The organism is Paenibacillus sp. JT31N11 (assembly GCF_056269285.1).
Map to the genome: position 1 here is coordinate 259,859 of NZ_JBWDNQ010000003.1, position 24,204 is coordinate 284,062.

Below are 24,204 nucleotides of genomic sequence, written 5' to 3' on the forward strand. Positions count from 1 at the left end.
ATGGATAATTGGCAGGAAGATCTGGTCAAATGGATAGAAAGCGGAGAGCTGCTTCAGGCTTCATACAGCCAGCTGCGCCGCAAGGACGGGACTGCTCCGCAGAAGACGACAGTGCGTCCCGTTGAACTGAAAGGCGCGCTTTTTTATCAGTTTGAATATCACTTTCCTTCCAAGGTCACGCATGATAATGTGCCCCGGGAAGAAGCTGCGAAGCGGATGGGCGAGTGGCTGGAGCAGCATTACCGCCAGGCGCTGTTCAAGACCGTCGGAGCCGATGTTCAAGTGCTGTTCAACAAGAAGGGCAAAGCGGCGAAGCTGGTCAAGCCCCCGACGGCCAAGGCCGGTCAGGAACGGATGGACCATAACCGGACCAAGCAGCGGGTTGTCCGGGAGGGAGATGCGGCGCCTTTCCTCGTGGAGCTGGGCATCATGACCCGGGATGGGCAGGTTATTCCGAAGAAGCAGGACAAGTTCCGTCAAATCAACCGGTTTTTGGAGATGGTGAGCGATGTTTTGCCGTCTTTGCCTATGGATAGAGAGATCAAAATCGTTGATTTTGGCTGCGGCAAATCATATTTGACGTTCGCCCTCTACCACTTGCTGGCGATCCGGCAGCAGCGCCGGATTTCGGTGGTCGGGCTTGATCTGAAGGAGGATGTGATCGCCTTCTGCTCCGAGCTTGCGCACAAGCTCGGGTATGACCGGCTGCATTTTCAGGTTGGCGATATCGCGGAGTATAACGCCCAGTCGGCGGTTGATATGGTGGTTACCCTGCATGCCTGCGATACGGCTACCGATGCTGCGCTTGTCAAGGCCGTGGAATGGGGAGCCTCGGTTATTCTCAGCGTCCCATGCTGCCAGCATGAGCTGTTCAAACAGGTGAAGAATGATGCCTTGGCCCCTTTGTTGTCCCATGGCTTGCTGAAGGAACGGTTCACAGCGCTTGCCACAGATGCCGTTCGTGCCCAGCTATTGGAGGTTCTGGGATACAAGGTGCAGATGCTGGAATTCATCGATCCGGAGCATACGCCCAAAAACATGTTAATTCGTGCCGCTGCAGGTCCCAAATCGGATTCTGCGAAGAAGTGGCGCGAATATGAAACGTTCCGGGACATGCTCCAGCTGTCACCCTACCTGGAGAGGGCGCTATTGCCCCGGATTCATAAGGAACTGGAGACATAAACAGACTCTCATCGTACAGGGGTACTAATTTATTGTCGTATAAATGTAGATTATGGTAGAATGGGAGAGCGTGGCAGGTCCCAGGCCATTTTTCATAATAATCTTATGATTGGGTGAATAATAGTGGGACTGATGACATGGCTTGATTTTGTTTTTTTTGTCGTGCTTTTCATCTTATTTGTCTATGTAATAGCCAACAACGTTATCACTCAACTGCATAGAGTATATTTGTTTTTCCACTTCTCCATGATGATTTGGCCGCTTGGCCAAATCGCAGTCCACACGACAGACAACCCTCATCTTCAGCTCATATGCATCAATGTCTCGTTTGTCGGCTTGTCCATGCTAGGCTTTGGATGGCTGCTCTTCACCAAATATTTGACGAATCACGGATTCGCGCCCAGACCCTACGTGCTTCTGATGATGCTGCTTCCGTCTGTATTTGTAGTGGTCGGGATTATCTGGAATCCAAATGACTGGTTCATTGCTGCCGTTGACGGACGTTATGACGACCGGCAGTACGGCTTGATATTCTGGTTGATGATCGTTATGCTGATTTCCTATTTTATGTACTCGATGAAGCTATTGACCCGTGCTTACCAATCGGACGCGCCGCCATCGGACCGTGCGCAGATTGCAAATGCCCTGACCGGTATTGGGGTTTTTGTCTGCTTTACCCTGCTCGATCTGCTGCTCAATGTTGTGCTTGCAAAATGGCTTCCCGTTATCCCGGGCTTAACGTCGCTCGGAATTGTAATTGCGGACATTTATTTTGTATTCTCCATTCAAAAGCACCGTATGTTCGATATCGTGAATATCGCTCAAAAAGATGTTGCCGATACACTGTCTGTCGGTATTATTGTGCTGGACGAGCAGAATGTTGTGATTGATCTCAACAGCGTGGTGAGTCCCGTTTTCCAGCTTTCAGTCGGTACAAGGCTCGATATGGACAAGCTTCTGCAGTCAGTGGAAGACCGTGAGAAGACCGAAGCTTTTCTGGAGATGTACCGTCTGCATCCTGAAGAGCGCGTTCATACCGAGATCGAAGTGCCGGAGGAAGGCAGAATGGCCTATATTGCCTTACATGTAGCGCCTATTGTTGTTAAACAGCAAATCATTGGAAGAGTGATCACGCTGCAGGACCATACAGAGCTGAGAAGGCTTATTGAAGAAACCAACCGTCAGAATGAAGCGCTTCAGGAGAGAAACCGTGCGCTGCTTCTTATGCAGGATGAATTGTACCAGGCCAACCGGAAGCTGGAGCAAATGGCCATTATCGATGGCTTGACGGGCTGCTACAACCGGAGATACCTGATGCAGCAGCTGGAGCATGAGGTCATGGTCAACATGCGCTATCAGATTCCTTATGCGATCCTGTTGTTTGATATCGATCTGTTCAAGACGATCAACGACGCATACGGTCATATGGTCGGCGATGATGTTCTCAAGTTGACGGCGGACGTGGTCCGCAGTACGCTCAGACAAACGGATATTTTCGCCCGCTACGGCGGGGAGGAGTTCACGGTCTACTTGCCCCACACCACCAGGCAGCAGGCGGAAGAGCTGGCGCATCGCGTACGGTCGGTTGTTGAGCATAACTTTGTCGATACCGGAGTCGGGAACGCTCCTGTTTCCATTACAATCAGCATAGGCATGCTTGCCGTTGAGCCTCAGCCGGATACTGAACTGAAGGATAGCAAGTCTTATCTGCGCGAGCTGTTCGTCAAGGTGGACAAGGCGCTTTACGAAGCGAAGGAGAACGGCCGCAACCGGATTGTGCAGTATTAGACAAGGCTTGCTGCCGCATGTGCTCTGAAGGGCATTTTTGCTGCAGGGCGGTCGTGCTGACACAGGGCTGTGCGCATGGTCTGCCGTCATGTCGGGCGAGGTGGTGCCAATCTAGACAAACGCAGCGGCATAAGCCGCTTTTACCCTTCCGGCGGCAGGCATGCTTTCTGGACAAAGCATGACCGCCTGATGAGCCATGGACGAATTTATAATGATTTGTCCTGATTCAGATGATAAACTGATTGAAGCTGTCATTCGCCAGCTCATGAACAACTGCACAAGCTTACCCTATCGACAGGATTGAGGCACTTTCGTCTCTGTCGGAAGCGCCAACTTTCCCGACCACGGGAGCGACTTGAATATGCTTGTGCAAATCGCAGACAACAGGATATACGCCGATAAGCAATTATACAAACTGCGTGCTGCCGAACTGGCAGCGATGCAAGCTTGATCAAATATGCAACCGGACTAAAGGCGGGAATGCTCAGATGAGAAAAGTACATATACTTTCGGCGAAGCCTGGAGATAAATTGGCTCGCCCGATCCTGCAGGAAAATGGCAACATTCTTCTGGGTGTCGGTGTCGAGCTGAATGAACGGTTTATCAATCGCTTGAAGATGCTGGGAGTCGATATGCTGTTCGTTGAAGATCCGTTTACCGAGGATCTGGAGCCGGAAACAGCGATCCGCGACGATACGCGCAGAAAAGCCCACGATGCTGTATTCAAAACCATGACCACGCTGAAGGACCATCCTATGACCAAGGGCAGAACCATTGCACCGGAGATGGGCCGGACGTTCCGAAATGTGTTTGGCCAGATCATGCAGGATCTGGTTACGCGGGCCGACGTTATGGTCAGCTTGACGAATATTCAAGTGGCGGATGGCTATCTGTTCCAGCATTCTGTGAATGTGGCTATACTGTCAGGCATAATGGGACTGGCTAAGGGCTATAACCGCAACCAGCTTGAGGAATTAGGCATGGGAGCGCTTCTGTTCGATATCGGGATGACAAGATTGCCCAAGGATCTTCTGAACAAGACCTCCCCGCTGACCCCTGAAGAGCGGGTCCTGATGGAGAAGCATACGGAGGATGGCTTCAATATTATCCGCGCCCAGCACGATATTTCCCTGTTGTCCGCGCATTGTGCTTTTCAGCATCACGAGCGGTACAATGGATCGGGTTATCCGCGTGGGCTGAAGGGTGATGCCATTCATGAATATGCGCAGATTGTGGCATTGGCCGATGTTTATGACGCGTTGACCTCACCGAGGCCGCACCGCAAGCGTCATACGCCGACGGAAGCCATCGAGTTTTTATTCGCGGCCGGGAACACTTTCTTCGATCTTGATTTGATCCAAACCTTTTGCAAGCATATATCCATTTATCCGGTATCGACAACGGTACTGCTCAGCTCGGGCCAGATTGCGGTTGTGGCTCTGAATAATCCGCTTGCGGTCAACCGCCCGATCGTACGGATCCTTCGCGAGGCGGACGGCACACCTCCTGCCCAGCCCTATCAGGTTGACCTTAAGGATTCGCACAGTATCATGATCGTGGAAGAAATGTAAGAATAGCCTGTACCTAACTTCATATATATCCGATAATGGCAAACTTGCCGAAAGGCAAGGACGCAAAGCTAAAGGGTCTAAGGTTCTTGAAAAGGAGCGACTGACAGCCTGGCTGCCGAAATGAACACCCTTCAGCAGGGTGCAAGTCAAGCGGCTCCGAGGCAGAGGAACGGCTTTTTTCATTTCCTTGAACAGGCAATCCCTTATCAAAGTCTCAAGACTCGGCCAGGCGATTGCACACTAAGGAGATGGTACTTATGAGCACGAATGCCCGCAGCAAGGAATTATACACGAAAGCAAAGCAAACTTACTCAGATAAGGTATTAATCCACAGCCGGACCGTAGTCGAGAAAGAAGGATATGTCTCAACGGGGATTTTGAGCCATATTGAGGGCGAGATGATGGAGATTGAAATGACGGAATACAAGTCATTTGATCTCGGTAATCCGGTGGAGATGACAATCTACTCTCCGGTGGGGATACAACGTCTGCAGTCGACGGTCATCGGCAAGGCGGAAGGATCTATCGCAGTTATATTTCCTGTCCGGGCCTTGAGCGGACTGGAAGAGAAACGGGAGTCTCCCCGTGTTCAGATTGACCATAAGGGCACCATGAAGAAAGTGATTATTGAAACAAGAGAATTGTCAACAGGGCCGGAAAACTTCGAATTTATTGAAGATATGGAACTGGCCATACGAAATATAAGCTTATCCGGGTTGGGATTCATTGTTGCCGAGGGGCCGAGGCTCAAGACGAATGAGCGTCTGGAAGCCGTGTTGTCTCTAGGCTTTGAGCTGCCATGCTGGCTGGAGATCATACGCTATGACAGCGATGGAGCCCAATCCTTCTATGGTGCGCGCTTTTGCGATCTGGACGGGCTGCAGCAGCGAGCGCTGCGGGCCTTTATCCTGAGGGAGCAGGTCGCAGCCTATTATCGCAGGAAACAGGAAAAGGCCAGTGACAATCGGACTCATTAACTATAAAAAACAGGTGCACCGCGGCAATCGCGGAGCGCCTTTTTTTTTTGTTCAAAGTTAAGAAAATAAACTCTTCATGCTTCTTCAGGCAGCAGCTCCATGTCACCTGATTTTCAAATCATTCTCAAACATGTTACAATATTTAGAAAATTTAGATATATCGGACAATTATAAAGAGAAATAGAAGAGGGGATTCAAATGCCAGTCGTTGTTGGTGCCGCCGGGCTGATGTTTACCGGGCTGCTGATTTCGTCCGCATACCAGAATGGAATGTTTTTTGACGCATCCTTTTACAGGTGGGAATGGATGCTTATGGCTTCAACCGTTTTATCCTTGTTTATTACGGCTCGTATGCAGAGACGAAGGATAAGGGGCAGCAGCAGCGGGATCGGTGAATATTTCATGTTGAAAAAAAATAAAGGGCCCGCAGAAGAGGCTGTGCGGGCCTCGGTGCCGATGGAGGCTTATACGCCGCTGCTTATAGCGCTTTTGTTTGGTTTGAGTCTGATCAACAAACCGGCTTCCGTACATGGAACTCTGGAGCAGTTGCTCAGATGGTCGGCTTATGGGGCATTCCTCATATCCGGGTATCTGTGGCTGAGAATCGGCCCATTCCGGAGCTGGCTGTTCATGGCGCTTCAGGGTTCCGGCTTGTTCCTCATTGGCGGCGCACTTGCCGGATGGCTCGGCTGGATAGACGTTCCGGAGATGATCCTGAGTACAGGGGATTCCAGTTTATCCGCAGTCGGTGCCCGGCTGGCCGGCTTCGTTCAGTATCCGAATTTCCTCGGAGCCGTCTCGGGAGCTTATTTGCTGTGGAACTGGCTTCTCATGATACGTGCAGGCCGTTATCGGACTTTCTTGCTTGCCGTCATGATGGCCGCGCCGCTGGTGCTCGTGCTGCTGCTTACGGAATCCAGGGCAGCCTGGCTTACAACGGCTGCGGGATGGCTTGCCGGACTGCTGCTCCTGACCCGGGAGCAGCGGGTCAAATGGCTGATTTACAGCGGCTGGACGCTTGTTGGAGCGGGGGCAGCCTATCGTATTGTCTTTGCCGCAGGTCTGCAAGGCAGTCATGAAGGCGTTGGCCACATGGGGGAGACGCTTGGGCTGCTTGCCATCCTGATGGCATCTGCAGCGGGCTTCACCGCACTTCGCACGGTATTTGCCGGCCTGTCCGGAAGACAGCTTGAGATTGCAGCGTGGGCCGGGTTGGGGGCAGCCTGTCTGATTATGGCGCTTCTCCTGCCGGCAGTGATTCAAGACCGGATCAGCAGCGGCCATTTTCAAACCGCAGGCGCGCGTACGATGTTCTACAAGGATGCATGGAGCCTATTTCTGGAGGCGCCTCTCCTTGGTCAAGGCGGGGATACCTGGCGGATGCTGTTTACCCAAACCCAAACCTACCCGTATATTGGCAACGAAGTGCACAGCGGTTATTTGGATCTGCTGCTTGATCTTGGAATTGTCGGATTAATCGTATTTGCTTTCATGATGTATGGGCTGCTGCGGATAGTTTGGAGGCATGAGCGGGCAGGGATCCTCCCTGTCGGCGTACTGCTGGTCCATGCCGCCGTCGATTTTGACATGTCCTTCGGTTACTATTGGCTGCTTCTGTTTAGCTGGCTCGTCTACTACAGTCCGCACCCGGGGGCCGCGCAGAGGAGGCAATCGTCATTAGTCCCTCCACGCTCCGGGCAGCTTCCGCCAAGATCGGCATCCCTCGGCAAAAGGGCAGCTGCGAAGCGGCAGGCTGGATTCCAATTCACAGCAGCAATGCTGACCGCTGCCATCTTTGCTTTTGCTTCCGCGTATAGCTGGCAGTTTGACAAGGCTGTGGCGTATCGCGAGGCGGCTGCTTCGGCCGCAGGGAATGAGCAGACTGCGCTGCTGGAACGGGCTTTGGCAGCCAATCCCTATTGGAGCCGGATTCGTGTAGAGCTCTCGCAGCTCGTACCGCCGCTTACCGGCGCAAGACAGCTGGGGGCCGGCCTGCGCTTTGAACCGCAGTCCGTACCGCTGCTCAGCGCCCTTGGTCTTTGCCATGCCAGGCTGGGGAACGTGAAACAAGCAGCAGCCTATCTGCGCCTGGCCCTGCAATATGATCATTACGATCGGGATAACCAGACAGGGGCGATTATGACGATGGCCCGATTGGCCCGGGATAAGCAGGCCGGGGGCCAGCTTGACGATTCCCGTATTGCCGCAGCTACAGCCCTGGCTTTCTTCGAGGCTTTTGAATCCCAAGGAGCCGCAGCCAGACGGGGAGGGCGGGATTTTGAAGTCACTGCGGAATCGCGGAAGGCAGCGGAAGATACACGGCTGCTGCTAAGCGAGCTCGCCCGGGCCAGAACCGCTGCACAGACGAAGATGAGCAGTCCGGAGACAGAAAAGATAAACGCGTTATAGAGTGCATTAGCCCATTCCCTTAAGCTGCAGCAGCATAAGCTGGAGTAAGAACGGATGGGAGTGATCGGCAAATGGCCGCAGTACGCGTCAAACCGAAAATGAAAAGATCGGGCAAGGGGAAAATCGTGCGCTTGGCAATGCCCAAAGGTCTGGCTCAAGCAACAGGACCAATCTTCAACCGGCTGACGGTTGTCTGGGTTCAGGGCAGCGGCGTGCCTTTCAATACGACCGGATTCTTTGCGCGATTGATCCGCAATAACCGGATTGTTTCCACGGCATCCTTCGACCGCTTTGGGGTCGTTCGATTCAATAACATCAACACGCTGACAAACGTGAGCTACACGCTTCAAGTGTTTAGTCCGATCGGGCTGCTGTTCCGCGTCCGTACGATTCCCGCCCGGGTTGAAACCTTTGCCGTTATTGGCTAAGGTCCGGCCATACGCAGCAAAGAGGCTGCCCCAAGTCTTCCGAAGACTCCAGGGCAGCTTCTTTTTTTTGCTAGAATTTAAATTAGACAGATGACTACTTGTATTTACGATGTTCCTCGAAAGCTATCGCCTTTGCTCCAAAGATCATAAAGCCGCCGCCTGATCTGCAGCATAATACGAGAAGCTCAGCCGCCGAAGGCATCGCGGAAAGCGGCTTTCAGCTTAGCAGGGGGAATCTCCCACAGTTCCGCGATTTCGGCGCTGACGTTGTCGTCCCACCAGTCGGCGAGGATCTTCCGGTTGCTGGCATTCTCGTGAATCCAGGGCAGATTGAGCGCGACTTTTTTGAAATAGATCTTTTCCGCTTGCTCGATGCGTTCCTTGGATATCCAGACGCCGAGTCTTTTGACTGTGCGATACAGCTCATTCTCGCAGGCGCGCCTGATTTTGCGGGCGGTCGGATAACCCGCCTGGTTGCCCGGGGTAGACGATTTCATCGAATAATCGACTCCTCTCTACCCCCTATATATGCATGCCCGGTATGACCTGTCACACGCCATTATTGAATGACGATATAGCCAACCATCGGACCCCCGTGCACCAAGGTGGTGTGTGTGAGGCATATAATCGGATAAGTGCCCTTGGCTTCCGCGGCGAAACGGACCACCGTCGTTTTTCCTTGTGTGACCTCGCCTTTAATGCCAAGCCCTTCGATGACAAAAGGATGCGAGGCCCCGTTGATACCGGTGATGCGCAGCTCAACGTGATCGCCTTTATTCACGATAATGGTGCCGGGATCCCAGCGGTATACTTCTATTTTCTTGCCTTCACCCGTTGTGGACTCAAACTCTCCTGTTACCAGTTCAAAGACCCGGGGCTCCGGCTGCGCGGCCAAAGCGGCTCTGGATTGATTCCATTTGAGACAAGCTGCCGCGATAAAGAGGACGAGCAGCAGAACGGCGAACAGGCGGATCTGCTTTTTGCTGACCACATAAATCTTGGACATATGAAACATTCACCCCCTTTAATTCGTGTAATAGGATTACAGCTAGTCTATGCCAGGGCTTGTCAGAGCATGACTCAGGGCGCTGGAGGCATGTCTGGAAGTATGCTAGAATACCGATAGAAAGATAATTGGCCTGCCAAATCGGGAGACGATAGGAGACGAGGAATGGACTGGATTCACAATTTCATTGATTCAATGCTTCAATGGATTCAAGGTTTAGGTTATTTTGGTATCGTCATTGGTCTTGCAATTGAAGTTATTCCGAGTGAAATTGTGCTTGCTTACGGCGGTTATTTGGTATCGGATGCTGGCGGACATCAGATTACGTTTCTTGGGGCCGTTATTTTTGGCGTCATCGGCGCTATTGTGCAGCAGTGGATTCTGTATGCGATTGGCCGGTACGCCGGACGTCCTTTCTTCGAGAAATACGGCAAATACATAAAAATCAAACCCAAGCATCTGGATACCGCGGAAGGGTGGTTTAACAAATACGGGTCCGGAATTGTGTTCACCGCAAGATTCGTCCCCATTATGCGTCAAGCTATTTCCATTCCGGCGGGAATGGCGAGGATGAATTTCTGGCTGTTTACGCTGCTGACGGCACTTGCTTCGATTCCATGGTCGCTTCTGTTTGTGTATCTGGGCTGGAAGCTGGGCGACCAGTGGGAGAACATTGATGAGAAAGCAGCCCCTTATGTCCAGCCGGCACTTCTGATCGCCCTTGCGGTCCTGGTGATTTATGTGATGGTTAAGGTGCTGAAAGGACGCGGCAAGTCCGTTTAGTTTGTAGTTTGGCATGCCGGTTTGGTATAATTAGGCTGCTGGTTAAGAAAGCGGATTAATGTGTTGGCCGTGTATCACTAAAAACTCAGCTTATGCTTTCAATGTGAGTTTTTAGCTCGCAAGAAGTGAATTCAAGCCGGTTCACTAAAAACTCTTTGGGAGGTTTTTCATCATGGCTAAAAGTGTAGCAAGCAAGCTCAATACGGGGATCAGTCCGCAGCAGTTCATCGATTCAATGGAGAAGAACAAAGAGGCTTTTCTGGATTGGGGCAGCAAGTTTCAATGGGCGGGCGACGAAGACCGGGAGTTTTTTGAATCGCTGAACAACCGTGATGATTTGCGCTGCCTGATCCTGATGGCGGACTGGTGCGGCGATGTGGTCCGCAACGTGCCCGTTGTGTTCAAGGCGCTTGAGAACTCCGGAATCCCGGTCGAAGTGCTCGTGATGGAACAGAATCTGGATACGATGGATGAGTTTCTGACCATGGGCGGCCGCTCCATTCCTGTTGTCATTTTTGCCGATACCGGCGGTCATGTGCTTGGTCAGTGGGGACCGCGTCCAGCTCATGTGCAGGAAGCAATGATTGCGTTCAAACAGGCGAATACGGACCGGGACGCTGCTGATTATCAGGCGAATCTGAGCCTTGCCCGACAGGAGATGGGCCGCCGCTACGGTGAAGGCACAGGGTACCAACAAACAATCGTACAAGAGCTGCGCCAGCTTCTCGCTTCTTTCTAAGATGCTGAAGATTGAGACTTTTACGCTTGGTCCCTTGCAGACAAACGCTTACCTGATTACAGAGGAGACCGGCAAACGCGGCATTATTATAGATCCTGGCATGAACCCGCAGCGGCTGCTCACGCGCATTAAGGACCTGACAATCGAGGCGATCGTGCTGACGCACGCGCATTTCGACCATATGGGCGGCGTCGATGCGGTGCGCAAGGCAGCCGGCTGCCCGGTATATCTGCATGATCTGGAAGCGGACTGGCTGACGGATGCGCGCAAGAACGGCTCCGAGCGCTGGTCGGATGTCACTCCGCCGCTTGTGACCGACCCTGCTGAGTACGCACTGGCGCAGGGGCAGAAGCTGGAGCTGATCGGCCATACGTTTCTGGTCATGCACACGCCCGGACATTCGCCGGGAAGCGTCAGCCTGCTATGCGGGGAGCATCTGATCAGCGGCGATGTGCTCTTCCGCAAATCAGTGGGACGAACAGACCTGCCGGGTGGCCGCGAGAGGGATTTATACGATTCCATCCGCGGCAAATTGTATAAGCTTGATCCGAATGTACGCGTCTATCCCGGTCACGGAGAGCGGACGACAATCGGATATGAAATGGAAAATAACCCTTACGTGCCGGCCTAGAGCCGCGCAGTAAGGGTTATGCCCTGTTATAAAGGATGGAGGAAGTGTAAAGTGGCAGAAGCAAAGCAGTATGCAAGTCAGCAGGAGTTGGAGCAGGAACCGGGCGCCAGGGTGGAGCTGACCAAAGAAGAGCAGGCGGCGGAGCAGGAACGGATTCTGAAACGGATTACCGCAGAGCTCAGCCTGCCGGGCAGCAAGGTGAAGGCGGCTGTGAATTTGCTGGATGAAGGCAATACGATTCCCTTTATTGCCCGCTACCGCAAGGAAATGACCGGCGAGCTGGATGAGACGGAGCTGCGCTCCATCGAGGAGAAGCTGCAGTATATGCGCAACCTTGAGGTGCGCAAGCGCGAGGTAATCCGGCTGATCGACGAGCAGGGGAAGTTAACGGATGAGCTGCGCAGCGCCATAGTGGCGTCCGTCAAGCTGCAGGAGATCGAGGATTTGTACCGGCCGTACCGGCAAAAGCGCAAGACCCGCGCAAGCGTCGCCAAGGAGCGCGGACTCGAGCCGCTTGCCGTCTGGCTGCTGTCACAGCCGCGCCAGGGGGATCCAAGCCGCGAAGCTGAGCGCTATGTTAATGCCGAGAAGGGCGTATCGACCCCGGAGGAGGCTCTTCAGGGAGCGATGGATATTATCGCGGAGCAGCTTGCCGACGATGCCAAAATCCGTGCATGGGTGCGCAGGTTCACTTTTGACAACGGTGTAGTGCGTACGGAAGCGAAGGATACTTCGCAGGAGACGGTTTATGAAATGTATTATGCCTACCAGGAGCCCTTGAAGCGGCTTCCTCCGCATCGGACACTTGCCATCAACCGGGCGGAGCGCGAGGATGTGCTGCGCGTGTCGCTGGACGTGCCGGCGGAGAGGATTATTGATTATATCGACCGTCAAACCATCCGCGGCGGGACAATTCCTGCAATTGGCGGTTTGCTTCTGCAAACGATTCAGGATGCTTATAAAAGGCTGATTGCGCCATCGATCGAGCGTGAAGTCCGAGGCGAATTAACGGAGAAGGCGGAGGAGCATGCGATCCAGATTTTCTCCACCAATCTGCGCAATTTGCTGCTGCAGCCTCCTGTACGGGGAAATGTCGTGCTTGGCGTCGACCCTGCTTTCCGGACAGGCTGCAAGCTTGCGGTTGTGGATGAGACCGGCAAGCTGCTCGAAGTGGCCGTTGCCTATCCGACCGCCCCGCACAACAAGGTAGCGGAAGCGGAGAAGCTGATCGGGGGATTGATCGATACCTACAAAGTCGAGCTTATCGTCATCGGCAACGGGACGGCTTCCCGCGAGACGGAGCAGTTCATAGCGGGACTGATCGGCAAGCGCAAGGAAGCCGGCAGAGACAAGGAACTGGAGTTGAAATACATAATCGTCAATGAAGCGGGCGCAAGCGTATATTCGGCGTCCAAGCTGGCTGCTTCCGAGTTTCCGGATCTTGATGTGGCGGAGCGCAGCGCGGTGTCGATTGCCAGACGTCTTCAGGACCCGCTGGCCGAGCTTGTGAAAATTGAGCCCAAGGCCATCGGCGTCGGGCAGTATCAGCATGATGTGAGCCAGAAGCGGCTCGAGGAGACGCTCGGGGGCGTGGTGGAATCCGCGGTCAACCATGTCGGCGTCGATGTGAACACCGCCTCGCCTTCGCTGCTGTCCTACGTGGCCGGGATCAATGCCACTACAGCGAAGAATATCGTCAAATTCCGCGAGGAAAAAGGAAAATTCAGCGACCGCAAGACACTGCAGAGCGTTCCGCGGCTGGGAGCCAAAACCTACGAGCAATGCATCGGCTTTATCCGGGTGCCCGAGGGCGCCAATCTGCTTGACCGTACCCCGATTCATCCCGAATCTTACGCGGTTGTCGACAAATTATGCCGGACGCTTGGTCTGAAGCTTGAGGATTTGGGCTCCGACGCGTTTAAAGCGTCTTTAAAGGCGATTGAGACTGAGGGGGTTGCTCAAACCCTGGGAGTAGGCGTTCCGACGCTCAGAGACATTGTAGACAGCCTCCTGAGACCCGGAAGAGACCCAAGGGAAGAGCTTCCCGCTCCGATTTTCCATACTGACGTTCTGAGCATCGAGGATTTGCATCCGGGAATGGAACTGCACGGAACCGTTCGGAATGTTATCGACTTTGGAGCCTTCGTCGATATCGGGATCAAGAACGACGGGCTCGTCCATATTTCGCAGCTTAGCCACAAATTCGTGAAGCATCCCATGGATGTCGTATCCGTTGGCGATACGGTCACCGTGTGGGTCATCGGCGTTGATCAGAAAAAAGGCCGCGTAAGCCTGACCATGCGCAAGCCGGACTAGCTCAAGGCGGCAATAGAAAGGGTGTTATCTTCAAGCAGTCACGAGTCACTGCCGGAAGATAACACCCTTTTTTCATGGATAACAGTGGCTACGAAAGCTGTTTCATCCTGTTCTAGAGCATGGCTGCTGCTTGCATATACCCGGCCGCTTTCTTCACAATAATGCTATACATCTGTCGCCATATCGTTTGCCGTATTGTCATCCGGCTGCTGCTTGGTCCGGTAGAAATACCAGCAATCGTTAAGCAGACGGATCTGCCGTCTGTCCTTCTTCACGAAAGCACGCATCAATTGGTTGCATAACCATTGCGGCACAGTCATTCGCCCTCCTTCCAAAGCCGTCACTTGTTGTAGTAACTAGCATATGGGGGTAGGCGATTATCCGTGCAGGTCCAATCCAAACTGCATGAATACGGGAGGTTAGACGTCAGCTTCCTCCTCATACCACTGCTCCAGCTGTGCCTGCAGAGCGCGTATTTCCGTGAGGAGGGAGATCAGGGGGTAGGACTTTTCCTGGATGGAGGAAAAATCGCTCTCCAAAGCATTTATATAGTCCAGGCCGGAATGCACGGCGAGCGATTGATCGTGAAGCTCCAATTCATCGCACTCGGCAATTGCCAGCGGCAAGGCGGGAACATTGCTGGCGGTCAGCTTGTCGATTTCCTTGTGCAGGCGCAGATTTAGCGCGCTGAGCTGGTAGGCATGCGATTGCGGCATTTCCACAAACGAGACATCTTGTCCATTTTTCATTATAATATAACGCATCTGTGCCATTGAATTATGCTCTCCCCTCGAATGCAGCAGGTGAATACTACTTGACAGTGTAGCGTATTCGTCCTTTAAAATTCAAGTATGAATATGCAATAAATGTTGAAGGAGAAGAGTGATGGAAGATCATATACTTCAAGCATGGGTCGAGAAAATCTCCCTCCAGTATTTTCAGCTTCCGTTCCGGCACAAGGCAACGTTCAATCCGCGTCTGACATCGACCGGCGGGAGGTACTTCACCAAGACCCACCATATCGAAATCAGTCCGCATCAATTGGAGAACTACGGGACGGAAGAGACGGAGAAAATAATCAAGCATGAGCTGTGCCACTACCATCTGCATTTGCTGAAGCGGGGGTACAAGCACCGGGACGCCGACTTCAAGCAGCTGCTGGTGAAGGTTGGGGGGACCCGATACTGCAAGTCGCTTCCCAGCCGTGCGGACAAGCGGGTGGAGCCGTACCGGTACAAGCTGATCTGCCGCAGCTGCGGCATGGAATATTTGCGGAAAAGGAAAGTGGACCCCCGGAAATATGCCTGTGGAAAATGCAGGGGGAATTTATTAATTTTTATGCTTGACTTCAAAATTGAATCATGATACATTATTTCTTGTCACCAAAAACACTTTCCCTGATAGCTCAGTTGGTAGAGCACTCGACTGTTAATCGAGTTGTCACAGGTTCGAGTCCTGTTCGGGGAGCCATTTCTTTTCTGGAGAGATACCCAAGTGGCTCAAGGGGACCCTCTGCTAAGGGGTTAGACTGCGCAAGTGGTGCGAGGGTTCGAATCCCTCTCTCTCCGCCATATTTTATGAAGACAAGCATGGGCCGTAAGCCGGTCCTTTTTGTTTGCCTCAAGGCGAAATCGGCTGAAAGTCAGTTGTAAATTCTTTAAAAAAAGTACTTGCAAGCGGAATTGAAATTGGTTATACTAATTCTTGTCGTCTGAAAGAGGCACATCTGAGCAACATTTTATGGCCCGTTGGTCAAGCGGTTAAGACACCTCCCTTTCACGGAGGTAACAGGGGTTCGATTCCCCTACGGGTCACCATTGGAGCCATTAGCTCAGTTGGTAGAGCACCTGACTTTTAATCAGGGTGTCGAAGGTTCGAGTCCTTCATGGCTCACCATTTTATCTGATATGTTACACAATTGCATATCACTCCGCGGTCGTGGTGGAACGGCAGACACACCATCTTGAGGGGGTGGCGCTCACAAGGCGTGCGGGTTCAAATCCCGCCGACCGCACCAACCTTAAAATCCTTGAATCCCTTGATACATAAGGGGTTTTTATTTTTTTTTATTGTGTGAAGTTTGTTTATATGGCGGTACCTGTTCATCGAAGTGCAGTGGCATTTCATTACAGTCTAATTTGGTATTTCTCATTCTCGTAATAGATAGTGATTCGTGATTCTTCATCAAGCAAGAGATTAAGTGTGGCGTCTAATTGAGGATTATAAATCTGGTGTATCGTGAAATCATCATATTTATTGAGGAAACGATACAGGAATGTTGCATAATGTTCATGGTTATAGGTATTGCTATCGTGCGCGTTAGCTCAATGAAGGGCTGCCCAAGCGGCAGCCCTTCCAGTATTAAGGTATAGTATCCGTTAGGGCAATTAAGACTCATTTCGATCTTTATCAAATATGACGACTTCGGTGAACGTACCTGCCGTTCTATTCTCGTTTAACCAGTCAGGTTCAAAATAGAGCCGGAACTTCTCGTTATACTCAACAAGTGAGTCGTCCACGAGCGGAACTTGAATATTTTTCACCGTTTCTCCGTCACCAAAAATCAACTGTCCCCTTGTTTTAATATAATCGCTGCCGGAACCTGGGCTGCTTCCATCCGTTGCGGAGACGGGAGCGGTGGTATAATTGACGCTGATCCGTCCTTTGACGGAACCGCTGCGGATAACGGAGACCATTGCGATCCCGGACTCTTCGATGGCATAGTTCATTGTGGATTTAAACTCAAAGTGAACGGAATCGTTGTCGTTGATGTGGATCGATACAGCGTCGGGGGAAGAGATATAGGCGAATTCATGACTATCAATGGCGTCATAAGATGGGAAATCGGCGTAAATGGTTTCATCTCTTTTAGGAATTTGATCATCGGTAATCGGAACCCGAATTGTTTTTTTTGTTTCATCCCCCACAAATTTTGTATCTCCGTAAATAATTCCTGTACTTTCGCTACGAAAGATATATTTGACTATTACGCCCCCTTTGGGGTGATCCCGCAGGACGTCCACAAAAGCATAGCCATCATCCTCATTAAATTCTAGCGTGTTGGTGGCAAAAGAAATCCCGTTCGTTTTCGGATCGTCGTTCTGTATCGATATTGTAAGTTGACTGGATCCAAAGGCTGCGCCGCCCGTCAGCCCGCTCAGCGTCAAAACAAAAAGTCTATCGCCATCATATCGGTCATTGTCGATAATTGGTATGTCAATTCTCTTCCATGACTCTCCATCCTCAAATACAAATGTGCCACTTACGGGTTTATAATCAACATTTGCCTGGGCGCTATGCGTCCCATAACCTGACGTTTTATAATTAACGGTCACTTTTCCTCGTGTTCCTCCCTTGCGCTGGACGATTAGGCTGGCATAACCTGCAGATTCTTGCAACGTAAGCTCGCCTGCTAAAATCCTTTCAAATGTCAGCTTCCCGGGACCATACGGTATTCCATCATCATCCAGCACTTCCACATCCACACTTGTAAACTTTCCGAATGAGGCTCCTTCGATATAGTTGGTCGCGAAAAGCTTTTTTTCTCCTCCATGTTTCGATGAACAGTACAGCTCCCATTTCAATCTCTCCCTCGTTATTATTTAACTACCCTATGTAAAAAAATAAGCCTTTTAGACAGCATGTAAATCATTTGTTTCCATTCACCGTCCTCCTCCGACAATTATTTGATACACTTTGTATCTTAATAGAACTTACAGATATTACCTAGTACTGTCAAGGGCAGTTTAGACTATGTGACTATCTGACTCGATCATTTTGTCGTAGTAAAGATGTACCTAGAAAGGCCGGACCTCACGAAAAGAACGTATGCTAAGCGATTCGTTGCATGGAAATTCTTGATCACATTAGAGTACAGTTCATTAAACGATTGTTTTTCCCTGACAGCCTGATTGGAAGCTTCTGCCGAGCCGCACCCAATCGAGTCTTTCAAATCCCTCGTGATTATATGTTATCACTCTCCAATAGGTACGGGCAGGCGACAAGGTCATCTTGTATGTGACAGGCAAGGAAGTTGCTGTTACATTAAACATGCCAATTGGAAGACGAGAGAAAATGGAAAAAAGGCCCGCAGTGCGGGCCTGTTCCGGGATTATTTGCTAGTCAGGAACGTGATCGGAGGTTAACGTTCCGAAGCTTTAATTAGTAGCCGAATCCGCAACCGCGGGTGATAATGACCAACAAAATAAAGAGCACGAGTATGAATCCAATTCCTGCGCCAAATCCGCCATAGCCAACACCGCCAACTAAACCAGACATTCTGAAGCACCTCCTTGTGTATTGGGTACTCTGTAGGATATGCATGCCTGCCCCATGGCGATTGTGTGTTTGTTACGGATTGGCATTGGCCTAATGATGATTGGTCCGATACATGATCTGGATTAATGGTGTTCAAAAGCGAAGAAGCAGGAGGCTGATATCAGCTACCCCTGCTTCTTCCTGCACACAGGCAATCCCGTCATTTCTTGCTGTCATACGCATGCTGATAGATTTCAAGATAACGGGTCAGATTCAGGCCGTCAAAGCCCTTCACATAGCTGTCCCATTCGGAGTCGTTCAATTTTCTGGCGCCCGTTATGAATTGAGCCATATTCGAGCGCACGTAATCATTGATTTGCGTGCGCTGCTGAATCGCTTCCTTCGCATCGTCAGACTCCATGAAGATGGTCAGCGGAAACGTTTCCTCCGGCTGCTTGTTCTCGTAGTTGTTCGCTGTCTCGAGATACAGGCGATACTCATAGCCTACCTGGGAGAACGGATCTTCCGGGATGGCCCATGATTCACGGATTTCACGCGTCCTTCTGGTGATGCCCATTTGATCCCAGATATCGTTCAATGTCGTCCCGATATTCCAGTATTCCGGCTTAAGGCTGTACTTGGCCTGGTTGCCGTGCACATCCTTCTGGCCTTCCTTGGCTGCCTCCCAGTACGTTCCTTCCAATCCATATTCATTGGTAATCGCATGCTCTTCGGAGTACAGGTAATCCGCCAGTTTGATGGCTGCAATGGCCTCCTTCTCCGAAGCCTTGTTCGTAATGGCGAACTGGCCGTTGCCGTATGCCTTGTAATATCCCGCATAAGCGATGCCGCCCGGCCCCTTCAGAGGAGGGACGGATACATATTCTTTATGACGGTCTTGTCCTTCTGCCAGGCTGAAATACATGCCGATATGTCCGGCCGTGACGCTGCCGCTCACGTTGTCGCCTTGTTTATTGCCTACCTGCGCCATCTGGTCGATATTTTGCGTGAAAGCTTCCTTATCGATCAGACCTTCGCTGAATAGTTTATTCACATACTCCAGTCCCTGCCGCCATTCCGGCTGATTCGCGGCTAATTGGACTTTGCCATCCTTTATGAAGAAGAAATCCTCATCATTATCATAGATGAAAGAGTTCATCAGGAAGTTGGATGGAATGCCATGCCAGGAATTAAACGAGCCGGATAACGGTATTTCGTCCTGCTTACCGTTGCCGTTCGGATCCTTTTCCTTGAAGGCCTTTAATACCTCGAAATATTCATCGGTCGTCGTTGGCATTTCAAGACTCAGTTTGTCGAGCCAACTCTTGTTGATCCATAATTTTTGGGCATACCAGCAGTGGAAGCAGTCGTTAATATGAGGCAGGGCGTAGATATTTCCATCCGGGGCTGTGATGGCTGCCTTCAAGTCCGCATCCTCCTCGAACGCCTTCTTGATCTCATTTCCGTATTTCTCAATCAAATCGTTCAGGGGCATCAGGATGCCCTGCTTGCCGTAGTCGATCTGCTCGGCTTGCGTGAAATCGCCGGAGAGAAAGACGGCCGGATAATCGCCGCTGGCCATGATCAATTTCTTCTTATCCTTCGCATTCGCCTGAGGAGTGGCATCGAACTTGAATTTGATATTCAGCTTATCCTCAATAAAGGTCGTCACGGTGTTTGTACTGACGTCTTCGATACGGGGCGGAACTGTAATAAAGGTATTCAATGTAACGGGGGGTTCGCTGTTTCCATCCTGAGCCGGTGAATTCGTTCCCGTGCCGGCCCCGTTATTGCCCCCGGAATTATTCCCGCCGCTGCAGGCGGATAAAAGCATGGAAATGACGAGAGTCAGAGCTAACACGACCGAACCTGTTTTTTTTCTCAAGCAGACTCCTCCTTGAAAGTTTTGTGAAGCATAGCTTCTTAGTCTTAACTCCGCAGCAAAACTGGCTTCGGAAGCCTATGCTAGGTTTTGTGAAGAATAGCTTCCTTGTCTTAACTTCGCCAAAACTGGCTTTGGAAGCTTATGCTTCGTTTGACGAAAGCACAGTCTTCCAATCAAAGACGGCATCACCTCCCGGAAAATCGAAATCATTATGGAACACTTCCGGTTTCGATCAGCCTTTCAGCGAACCGATCATTATGCCCTGGACGAAATATTTTTGCACGAATGGATAGAGAATCAGTATGGGCAGCGTGGCTACAACAATGAGCGAGAATTTCAATAGATCCCGCAAGCCCTGCATAGCGGCCATTTGGTTCGCGTCCACCATCATGCTCGCGTCAATCGAATTCAGGATGAGGATGTTGCGCAGGATGATCTGCAAGGGAAACAGGTTCTGCGATTTCAGGAAGATCAGCGCATCGAAATAAGCGTTCCAATGCCCTACCGCATACATCAGAACCAGCACAGCCAGAATCGGCTTGGACAACGGCAGTACAATCCGCCACAGAAAGCCCAGATCGCTTGCGCCGTCCAGTTCGGCTGCCTCTCCGAGCTCTTTGGGAATGGTCGACTGGAAGAAGGTGCGGGCGATAATGACCTGCCACACGGCCAGAGCGCCGGGAAGCAGCATGGCCCATCTGGTGTCCAGAATTCCGACCATTTTGACAGTCAGGTAATAAGGAATCAATCCGCCGCTGAACATCATGGTTATGACCAGAATGACCATGATCGGACTGCGCCCGAAGAAGGTGCTCTTGGACAGCGGATAAGCCAGCATCACGGTCATGGTTACATTGATCAGCACTCCGAAGAACGTATAAAAGAGCGAATTGGCATAGCCTGTCAGCACCTGCGGGTTGGAAAAGATCGCCTTGTACCCTGCAAGGCTCGGTTCTACCGGGAGCAGCCAGACCCGTCCGCTGATGACGGCCTGCGGCGAGCTGAAGGAAGAGCTTAGAATATAGATGATCGGATAAAGCACGATGATAAGAATGAATAACAGAAAAGCATAAACGATGAACAGAAATATTTTGTCGCCTGCCGATTCCTTAATAGCTGCAGATTTGTTCATAGTAGAAATTCTCCTCTCCGTTACCATAGACTGCTGTCCGATATGCGTCTGGCGACAAAGTTCACCGTTAGCAGCAGGATAAGATTGATGACCGAGTTAAACAAATCAACAGCTGCGGAGAAGCTGAAGTTCGCCCCGATCAGTCCGATTTTGTACACATAAGTGGAGATGACCTCAGAGGTGCCGGTATTCAACGGGTTCTGCATCAAATAAATCTTCTCGAAACCGACATTCATGATCTGCCCGACATTGAGAATAAGCAGAATGATGGCGGCAGGCATGATGCCTGGCAGATCGATATGAATCACCTTCTGGAACCGGGAAGCTCCGTCGACCTTGGCTGCTTCGTATAACTCCGAATTGACGCCGGCAAGCGCGGCAAGATAAATGACTGCTCCGTAGCCGATGCCCTGCCAGACATTGGACCAGACGAAGATGCTGCTGAAATACTTGGGCACGCCCATGAAATTAATCGATTCGATTCCCAGCAGCTGCACGATGGAATCAATAAATCCGAGCCGCGGTGACAGGAAGAGGATAATCATCGAGACCATGACGACGGTAGAAATAAAGTACGGGGCGAACGTTACCATCTGCACCGTTTTCTTGAATCTCGCATTTCGAATCTCATTCAAGGCGAGCGCCAGAATGATCGGCGCCGGAAATCCGATGACAAGCGAGTACAAGCTGATGACCAGCGTATTCTTGATGAGCAGCCAAAAATTCGGCGAGTTGAAGAAATCGGAGAAATTTTGGAGTCCCACCCAGTCGCTTCCCGAAAATCCCTTGACCGGACTAAAGTCGCGAAAAGCAATCTGCGCGCCGTACATCGGAATATATTTGAATATAACGATGTACGCCAGCGGCAGAAGCACCAGCAGATACAGCTGCCAATGCCGCTTGACCTTTCTTGATGAGTTTTTCCATAGAAGCCGTCTGCCGCTTCCCGATGAGTCCAATTTTTTTGCTTCCAGCGCTCCTGTTGACTGCATGTTAGTAACCTCACTCCTTTTCCATAGTGATCGGTGACGGATTGGTGTTAACGATAAGGGAGCTGTTCCGGCACGGTCAACGGCCAGTATTCAACGAACGGACGAAATTCTGCAACCGCTTACTAATCGTGGGCGGCGGCGGGCGCGCGATTTTCTGCCGGCGCGCATAATTCCGCAGTCTCGCATAGGGAACCCGCGATACATACGAGAGTCAAGGTCGCCAGCTGCGTCTGCCTCAGATCAGCCCACGCGAGATCCATGCAGGACAAAAAATCCCGATTTCCGTTGAAGCCGGAAGCCGGGATTGAACGATCTTTTTTTTAAAAATAGGCAGGTAAAAAATATGCTCTATACTTAACATATATTTTCAATACGAAGAAGCTGCTGCACCGCCAAAGGAGGGGCTGGCCTTATCTTCCTATTGGCCGTTCTTGTACTTGTTATAGGCATTTTGGTAAATCGTCAAATACCGCTCAAGCTTGAGTCCGGTAAAACCGTCACAATAAGCATCCCATTCCTGGTCCAGATCCTTCGTGCCGGTTATAAACTGCACCATGTTGGATTCAATATAATCGTTGATTTGCACCCGCAGGAGAACCGCCTCGAATGCATCTTCCGGCTGCACATAAATATTGGCCGGAAAAACTTCATCCGGCTCTTTGCCGAAATAGTTTTTTGCCGTTTCCGCGTACAAACGGTGCTCGTAGCCTTCCTTGGAGTACAGATCCCCGGGCACCGCCCACGATTCGCGAAGATCCCTGTTGCGGTACAGGATGCCCATCTGGCTCCAGCCGTCATTTTGGGTCAAATGCTCCCAGTATTCAGGGTTTAACCTGAATCTGGCGGGTCTTCCGTGCTCGTCAACCTCTCCCGGCAGACCCTTCCGCCACCACACTCTCTCCGGCCCGAATTCATTGAGAATGGCCGCCTCTTCGGAATACAAATAGTCCGCCAGCCGGATGGCCGCTGCCGCCTGTGTCTCGGTTGCTTTGTCCGTAATCGCAAACTGGCCGTTATCCCCCATGTTGAAATACCCGGCCGCCTGGTAACCGTCCGGACCGATTAACGGAGGAATGGTGTCATACTCCTGGTTTCTTGCATTATCGAGTCCGCTGAATGCCATCCGGATATGACCCAATGTGGCGCTGCCGAGTATGTTATCGCCTTGGTGGCTTGCCAGCTGGATTATCCCGTCAAGAGTCTGGGTGAAGGAGGACGGATCCACCAGCCCTTCGCTGTAGAGCCGATGAATATAGGCAAGACCGTCCTTCCACTCCGGCTGCACTGCAGCCATCCCCACTTTGCCGTCTTTTACATAAAAATAATTGTCATCCGTGTTATAGATAAACGCGCTCATCAGAAATCCGGTTATTTTGGCATGATAGGAGCCGATTGCTCCGGATAAGGGGACTTCATCCTGCTTGCCGTTGCCGTTTGGATCCTGCGTTTTAAAGGCTTTGAGCATCCGGTAAAACTCTTCCGTTGTTTGGGGAGGCTTCAGATTCAGCTTTTGCAGCCAGGTGGAATTCACCCACAGCTTCTGGGCATACCAGCAATGAAAGCATTCGTTGATCGAAGCAAGGGAGTAAATATGTCCATCGGGGGCCGTAACCGCTTTGCGGTGCTCAGGATGCTCGGCGAATATCCGCTTGATATTGCTTCCGTAACGGTCGATTAAGTCATCCAGCGGCCTTAAGACGCCTGACATGCCGTATTTGATTTGTTCATCCGGCGTGAAATCGCCGCCCAGCATGACAGCCGGATAGTCCCCGCTGGCAAGAAGCATTTGTCTTCTTTCTTTTTTGGCGGAGGCGCCGGCGGTAACAAATTCAAATTTGATATTCAATTTCTCTTCCAGGTATTTTGTAAAGGTGTTGGTGTTGAGATCCTCGACTTCCACGGGCGGTGCCGCATATACGGGAAGCAGGATCTGGTTGTCCGCTATAGGGAACTGGTCTGCCGGCCGTATCTCGGTATCGGATTCTTCTTTGCTGTCTACAGCGGGGCTTGACCGGTACGTGGACCCGGCAGCCCAGATAAGCGCACAGCCAATCAGGAGCATAACGGCAATCCCTGTCATTTTCGATTTCAATGAGGCTCTCCCTCCT

The 24,204-nt window shown here is 51.3% G+C and carries 22 protein-coding genes, 5 tRNA genes and 1 riboswitch; of the genes, 16 read left to right on the top strand and 11 right to left on the bottom strand.

The genetic code is table 11. The features are described 5' to 3' along the window. The 6 genes from AC0YNV_RS13735 (at window position 1) to AC0YNV_RS13760 (ending at window position 8,355) form a co-directional block, all read left to right on the top strand. On the top strand, window positions 1-1,182 hold the full coding sequence (locus AC0YNV_RS13735) for a class I SAM-dependent methyltransferase (RefSeq protein WP_475768599.1): 1,182 nt from the start codon (window positions 1-3) through the stop codon (window positions 1,180-1,182). A 132-nt stretch (window positions 1,183-1,314) separates the two neighbouring features. Continuing rightward, window positions 1,315-2,970 carry a histidine kinase N-terminal 7TM domain-containing diguanylate cyclase gene (locus AC0YNV_RS13740; protein WP_475768924.1) on the top strand — a complete coding sequence of 552 codons (1,656 nt, stop codon included), beginning with the start codon at window positions 1,315-1,317 and terminating at the stop codon, window positions 2,968-2,970. A gap of 488 nt (window positions 2,971-3,458) precedes the next feature. Next, window positions 3,459-4,541 (top strand): HD-GYP domain-containing protein, encoded by a 1,083-nt coding sequence (locus tag AC0YNV_RS13745; protein WP_475768600.1) that lies wholly within the window; start codon window positions 3,459-3,461, stop codon window positions 4,539-4,541. A 27-nt stretch (window positions 4,542-4,568) separates the two neighbouring features. Continuing rightward, window positions 4,569-4,661: riboswitch (cyclic di-GMP riboswitch) on the top strand. A 137-nt stretch (window positions 4,662-4,798) separates the two neighbouring features. Further along, the gene (locus AC0YNV_RS13750; protein WP_475768601.1) at window positions 4,799-5,518 is read left to right on the top strand and encodes a PilZ domain-containing protein; all 720 of its coding nucleotides are present in this window, start codon (window positions 4,799-4,801) and stop codon (window positions 5,516-5,518) included. A 198-nt stretch (window positions 5,519-5,716) separates the two neighbouring features. Beyond that, window positions 5,717-7,927, top strand: a complete 2,211-nt coding sequence (locus AC0YNV_RS13755) for an O-antigen ligase family protein (RefSeq protein ID WP_475768602.1) — start codon at window positions 5,717-5,719, stop codon at window positions 7,925-7,927. 71 nt (window positions 7,928-7,998) lie between these two features. Further along, window positions 7,999-8,355, top strand: coding sequence for a hypothetical protein (locus AC0YNV_RS13760; RefSeq protein ID WP_475768603.1), 357 nt, complete (start codon window positions 7,999-8,001; stop codon window positions 8,353-8,355). 185 nt (window positions 8,356-8,540) lie between these two features. Here AC0YNV_RS13760 and AC0YNV_RS13765 read toward each other — a convergent pair whose 3' ends face one another. Both AC0YNV_RS13765 and AC0YNV_RS13770 read right to left on the bottom strand, forming a co-directional pair. Then, the gene (locus tag AC0YNV_RS13765; RefSeq protein WP_210038307.1) at window positions 8,541-8,852 is read right to left on the bottom strand and encodes a dehydrogenase; all 312 of its coding nucleotides are present in this window, start codon (window positions 8,850-8,852) and stop codon (window positions 8,541-8,543) included. A 62-nt stretch (window positions 8,853-8,914) separates the two neighbouring features. Continuing rightward, on the bottom strand, window positions 8,915-9,361 hold the full coding sequence (locus tag AC0YNV_RS13770; protein ID WP_210038308.1) for a cupredoxin domain-containing protein: 447 nt from the start codon (window positions 9,359-9,361) through the stop codon (window positions 8,915-8,917). 165 nt (window positions 9,362-9,526) lie between these two features. On the opposite strand from AC0YNV_RS13770, the gene uptA reads away from it, so the two are divergent. The 4 genes from uptA (at window position 9,527) to AC0YNV_RS13790 (ending at window position 13,830) form a co-directional block, all read left to right on the top strand. Then, window positions 9,527-10,144 (top strand): undecaprenyl phosphate transporter UptA, encoded by a 618-nt coding sequence (uptA, locus tag AC0YNV_RS13775; RefSeq protein ID WP_210038309.1) that lies wholly within the window; start codon window positions 9,527-9,529, stop codon window positions 10,142-10,144. Window positions 10,145-10,316: 172 nt separating this feature from the next. Beyond that, window positions 10,317-10,883, top strand: coding sequence for a thioredoxin family protein (locus AC0YNV_RS13780; RefSeq protein ID WP_475768604.1), 567 nt, complete (start codon window positions 10,317-10,319; stop codon window positions 10,881-10,883). 1 nt (window position 10,884) lies between these two features. Then, window positions 10,885-11,514 (top strand): MBL fold metallo-hydrolase, encoded by a 630-nt coding sequence (locus AC0YNV_RS13785; RefSeq protein ID WP_475768925.1) that lies wholly within the window; start codon window positions 10,885-10,887, stop codon window positions 11,512-11,514. Window positions 11,515-11,625: 111 nt separating this feature from the next. Beyond that, window positions 11,626-13,830: a Tex family protein gene (locus tag AC0YNV_RS13790; RefSeq protein WP_475768926.1), complete on the top strand. Its 2,205-nt coding sequence runs from the start codon at window positions 11,626-11,628 to the stop codon at window positions 13,828-13,830. 164 nt (window positions 13,831-13,994) lie between these two features. Here AC0YNV_RS13790 and cmpA read toward each other — a convergent pair whose 3' ends face one another. Together cmpA and AC0YNV_RS13800 are read right to left on the bottom strand one after the other, a co-directional pair. Next, entirely contained in the window at window positions 13,995-14,144 is a 150-nt protein-coding gene (cmpA, locus tag AC0YNV_RS13795) for a cortex morphogenetic protein CmpA (RefSeq protein WP_210038312.1), read from the bottom strand. Between the two features lie 105 nt (window positions 14,145-14,249). Next, a complete protein-coding gene (locus tag AC0YNV_RS13800; RefSeq protein ID WP_210038313.1) occupies window positions 14,250-14,603 on the bottom strand; it encodes a hydrolase/acyltransferase in 354 nt (117 codons plus the stop codon). 112 nt (window positions 14,604-14,715) lie between these two features. Here AC0YNV_RS13800 and AC0YNV_RS13805 point away from each other — a divergent pair, with 112 nt between their 5' ends. The 6 genes from AC0YNV_RS13805 to AC0YNV_RS13830 all read left to right on the top strand — a co-directional run bounded on the left by AC0YNV_RS13805 (window position 14,716) and on the right by AC0YNV_RS13830 (window position 15,847). Beyond that, window positions 14,716-15,195, top strand: coding sequence for a SprT family protein (locus tag AC0YNV_RS13805; protein ID WP_210038314.1), 480 nt, complete (start codon window positions 14,716-14,718; stop codon window positions 15,193-15,195). Between the two features lie 29 nt (window positions 15,196-15,224). Further along, window positions 15,225-15,300: transfer RNA gene (locus AC0YNV_RS13810), tRNA-Asn, on the top strand. A 10-nt stretch (window positions 15,301-15,310) separates the two neighbouring features. Then, window positions 15,311-15,401 (top strand) — tRNA-Ser (locus AC0YNV_RS13815). A gap of 171 nt (window positions 15,402-15,572) precedes the next feature. Continuing rightward, a tRNA-Glu gene (locus AC0YNV_RS13820) sits at window positions 15,573-15,647 on the top strand. A 3-nt stretch (window positions 15,648-15,650) separates the two neighbouring features. Beyond that, window positions 15,651-15,726, top strand: a tRNA-Lys gene (locus AC0YNV_RS13825). A 36-nt stretch (window positions 15,727-15,762) separates the two neighbouring features. Next, window positions 15,763-15,847, top strand: a tRNA-Leu gene (locus tag AC0YNV_RS13830). A gap of 370 nt (window positions 15,848-16,217) precedes the next feature. Here the strand turns inward: AC0YNV_RS13830 and AC0YNV_RS13835 are convergent. The 7 genes from AC0YNV_RS13835 to AC0YNV_RS13865 all read right to left on the bottom strand — a co-directional run bounded on the left by AC0YNV_RS13835 (window position 16,218) and on the right by AC0YNV_RS13865 (window position 24,188). After that, the gene (locus AC0YNV_RS13835) at window positions 16,218-17,414 is read right to left on the bottom strand and encodes a Calx-beta domain-containing protein (RefSeq protein WP_475768605.1); all 1,197 of its coding nucleotides are present in this window, start codon (window positions 17,412-17,414) and stop codon (window positions 16,218-16,220) included. 577 nt (window positions 17,415-17,991) lie between these two features. Next, the gene (locus AC0YNV_RS13840; protein WP_210038316.1) at window positions 17,992-18,108 is read right to left on the bottom strand and encodes a YjcZ family sporulation protein; all 117 of its coding nucleotides are present in this window, start codon (window positions 18,106-18,108) and stop codon (window positions 17,992-17,994) included. Between the two features lie 199 nt (window positions 18,109-18,307). Next, complete coding sequence (locus AC0YNV_RS13845) at window positions 18,308-19,972, bottom strand: type 2 periplasmic-binding domain-containing protein (RefSeq protein ID WP_475768606.1); 1,665 nt, start codon at window positions 19,970-19,972, stop codon at window positions 18,308-18,310. 232 nt (window positions 19,973-20,204) lie between these two features. After that, window positions 20,205-21,104, bottom strand: coding sequence for a carbohydrate ABC transporter permease (locus tag AC0YNV_RS13850; protein ID WP_475768607.1), 900 nt, complete (start codon window positions 21,102-21,104; stop codon window positions 20,205-20,207). A 20-nt stretch (window positions 21,105-21,124) separates the two neighbouring features. Then, on the bottom strand, window positions 21,125-22,096 hold the full coding sequence (locus AC0YNV_RS13855; RefSeq protein ID WP_475768608.1) for an ABC transporter permease: 972 nt from the start codon (window positions 22,094-22,096) through the stop codon (window positions 21,125-21,127). Between the two features lie 122 nt (window positions 22,097-22,218). Continuing rightward, a complete protein-coding gene (locus tag AC0YNV_RS13860; RefSeq protein WP_475768609.1) occupies window positions 22,219-22,356 on the bottom strand; it encodes a hypothetical protein in 138 nt (45 codons plus the stop codon). A 158-nt stretch (window positions 22,357-22,514) separates the two neighbouring features. Next, window positions 22,515-24,188, bottom strand: a complete 1,674-nt coding sequence (locus AC0YNV_RS13865) for a type 2 periplasmic-binding domain-containing protein (RefSeq protein WP_475768610.1) — start codon at window positions 24,186-24,188, stop codon at window positions 22,515-22,517. Window positions 24,189-24,204: the final 16 nt, after the last annotated feature.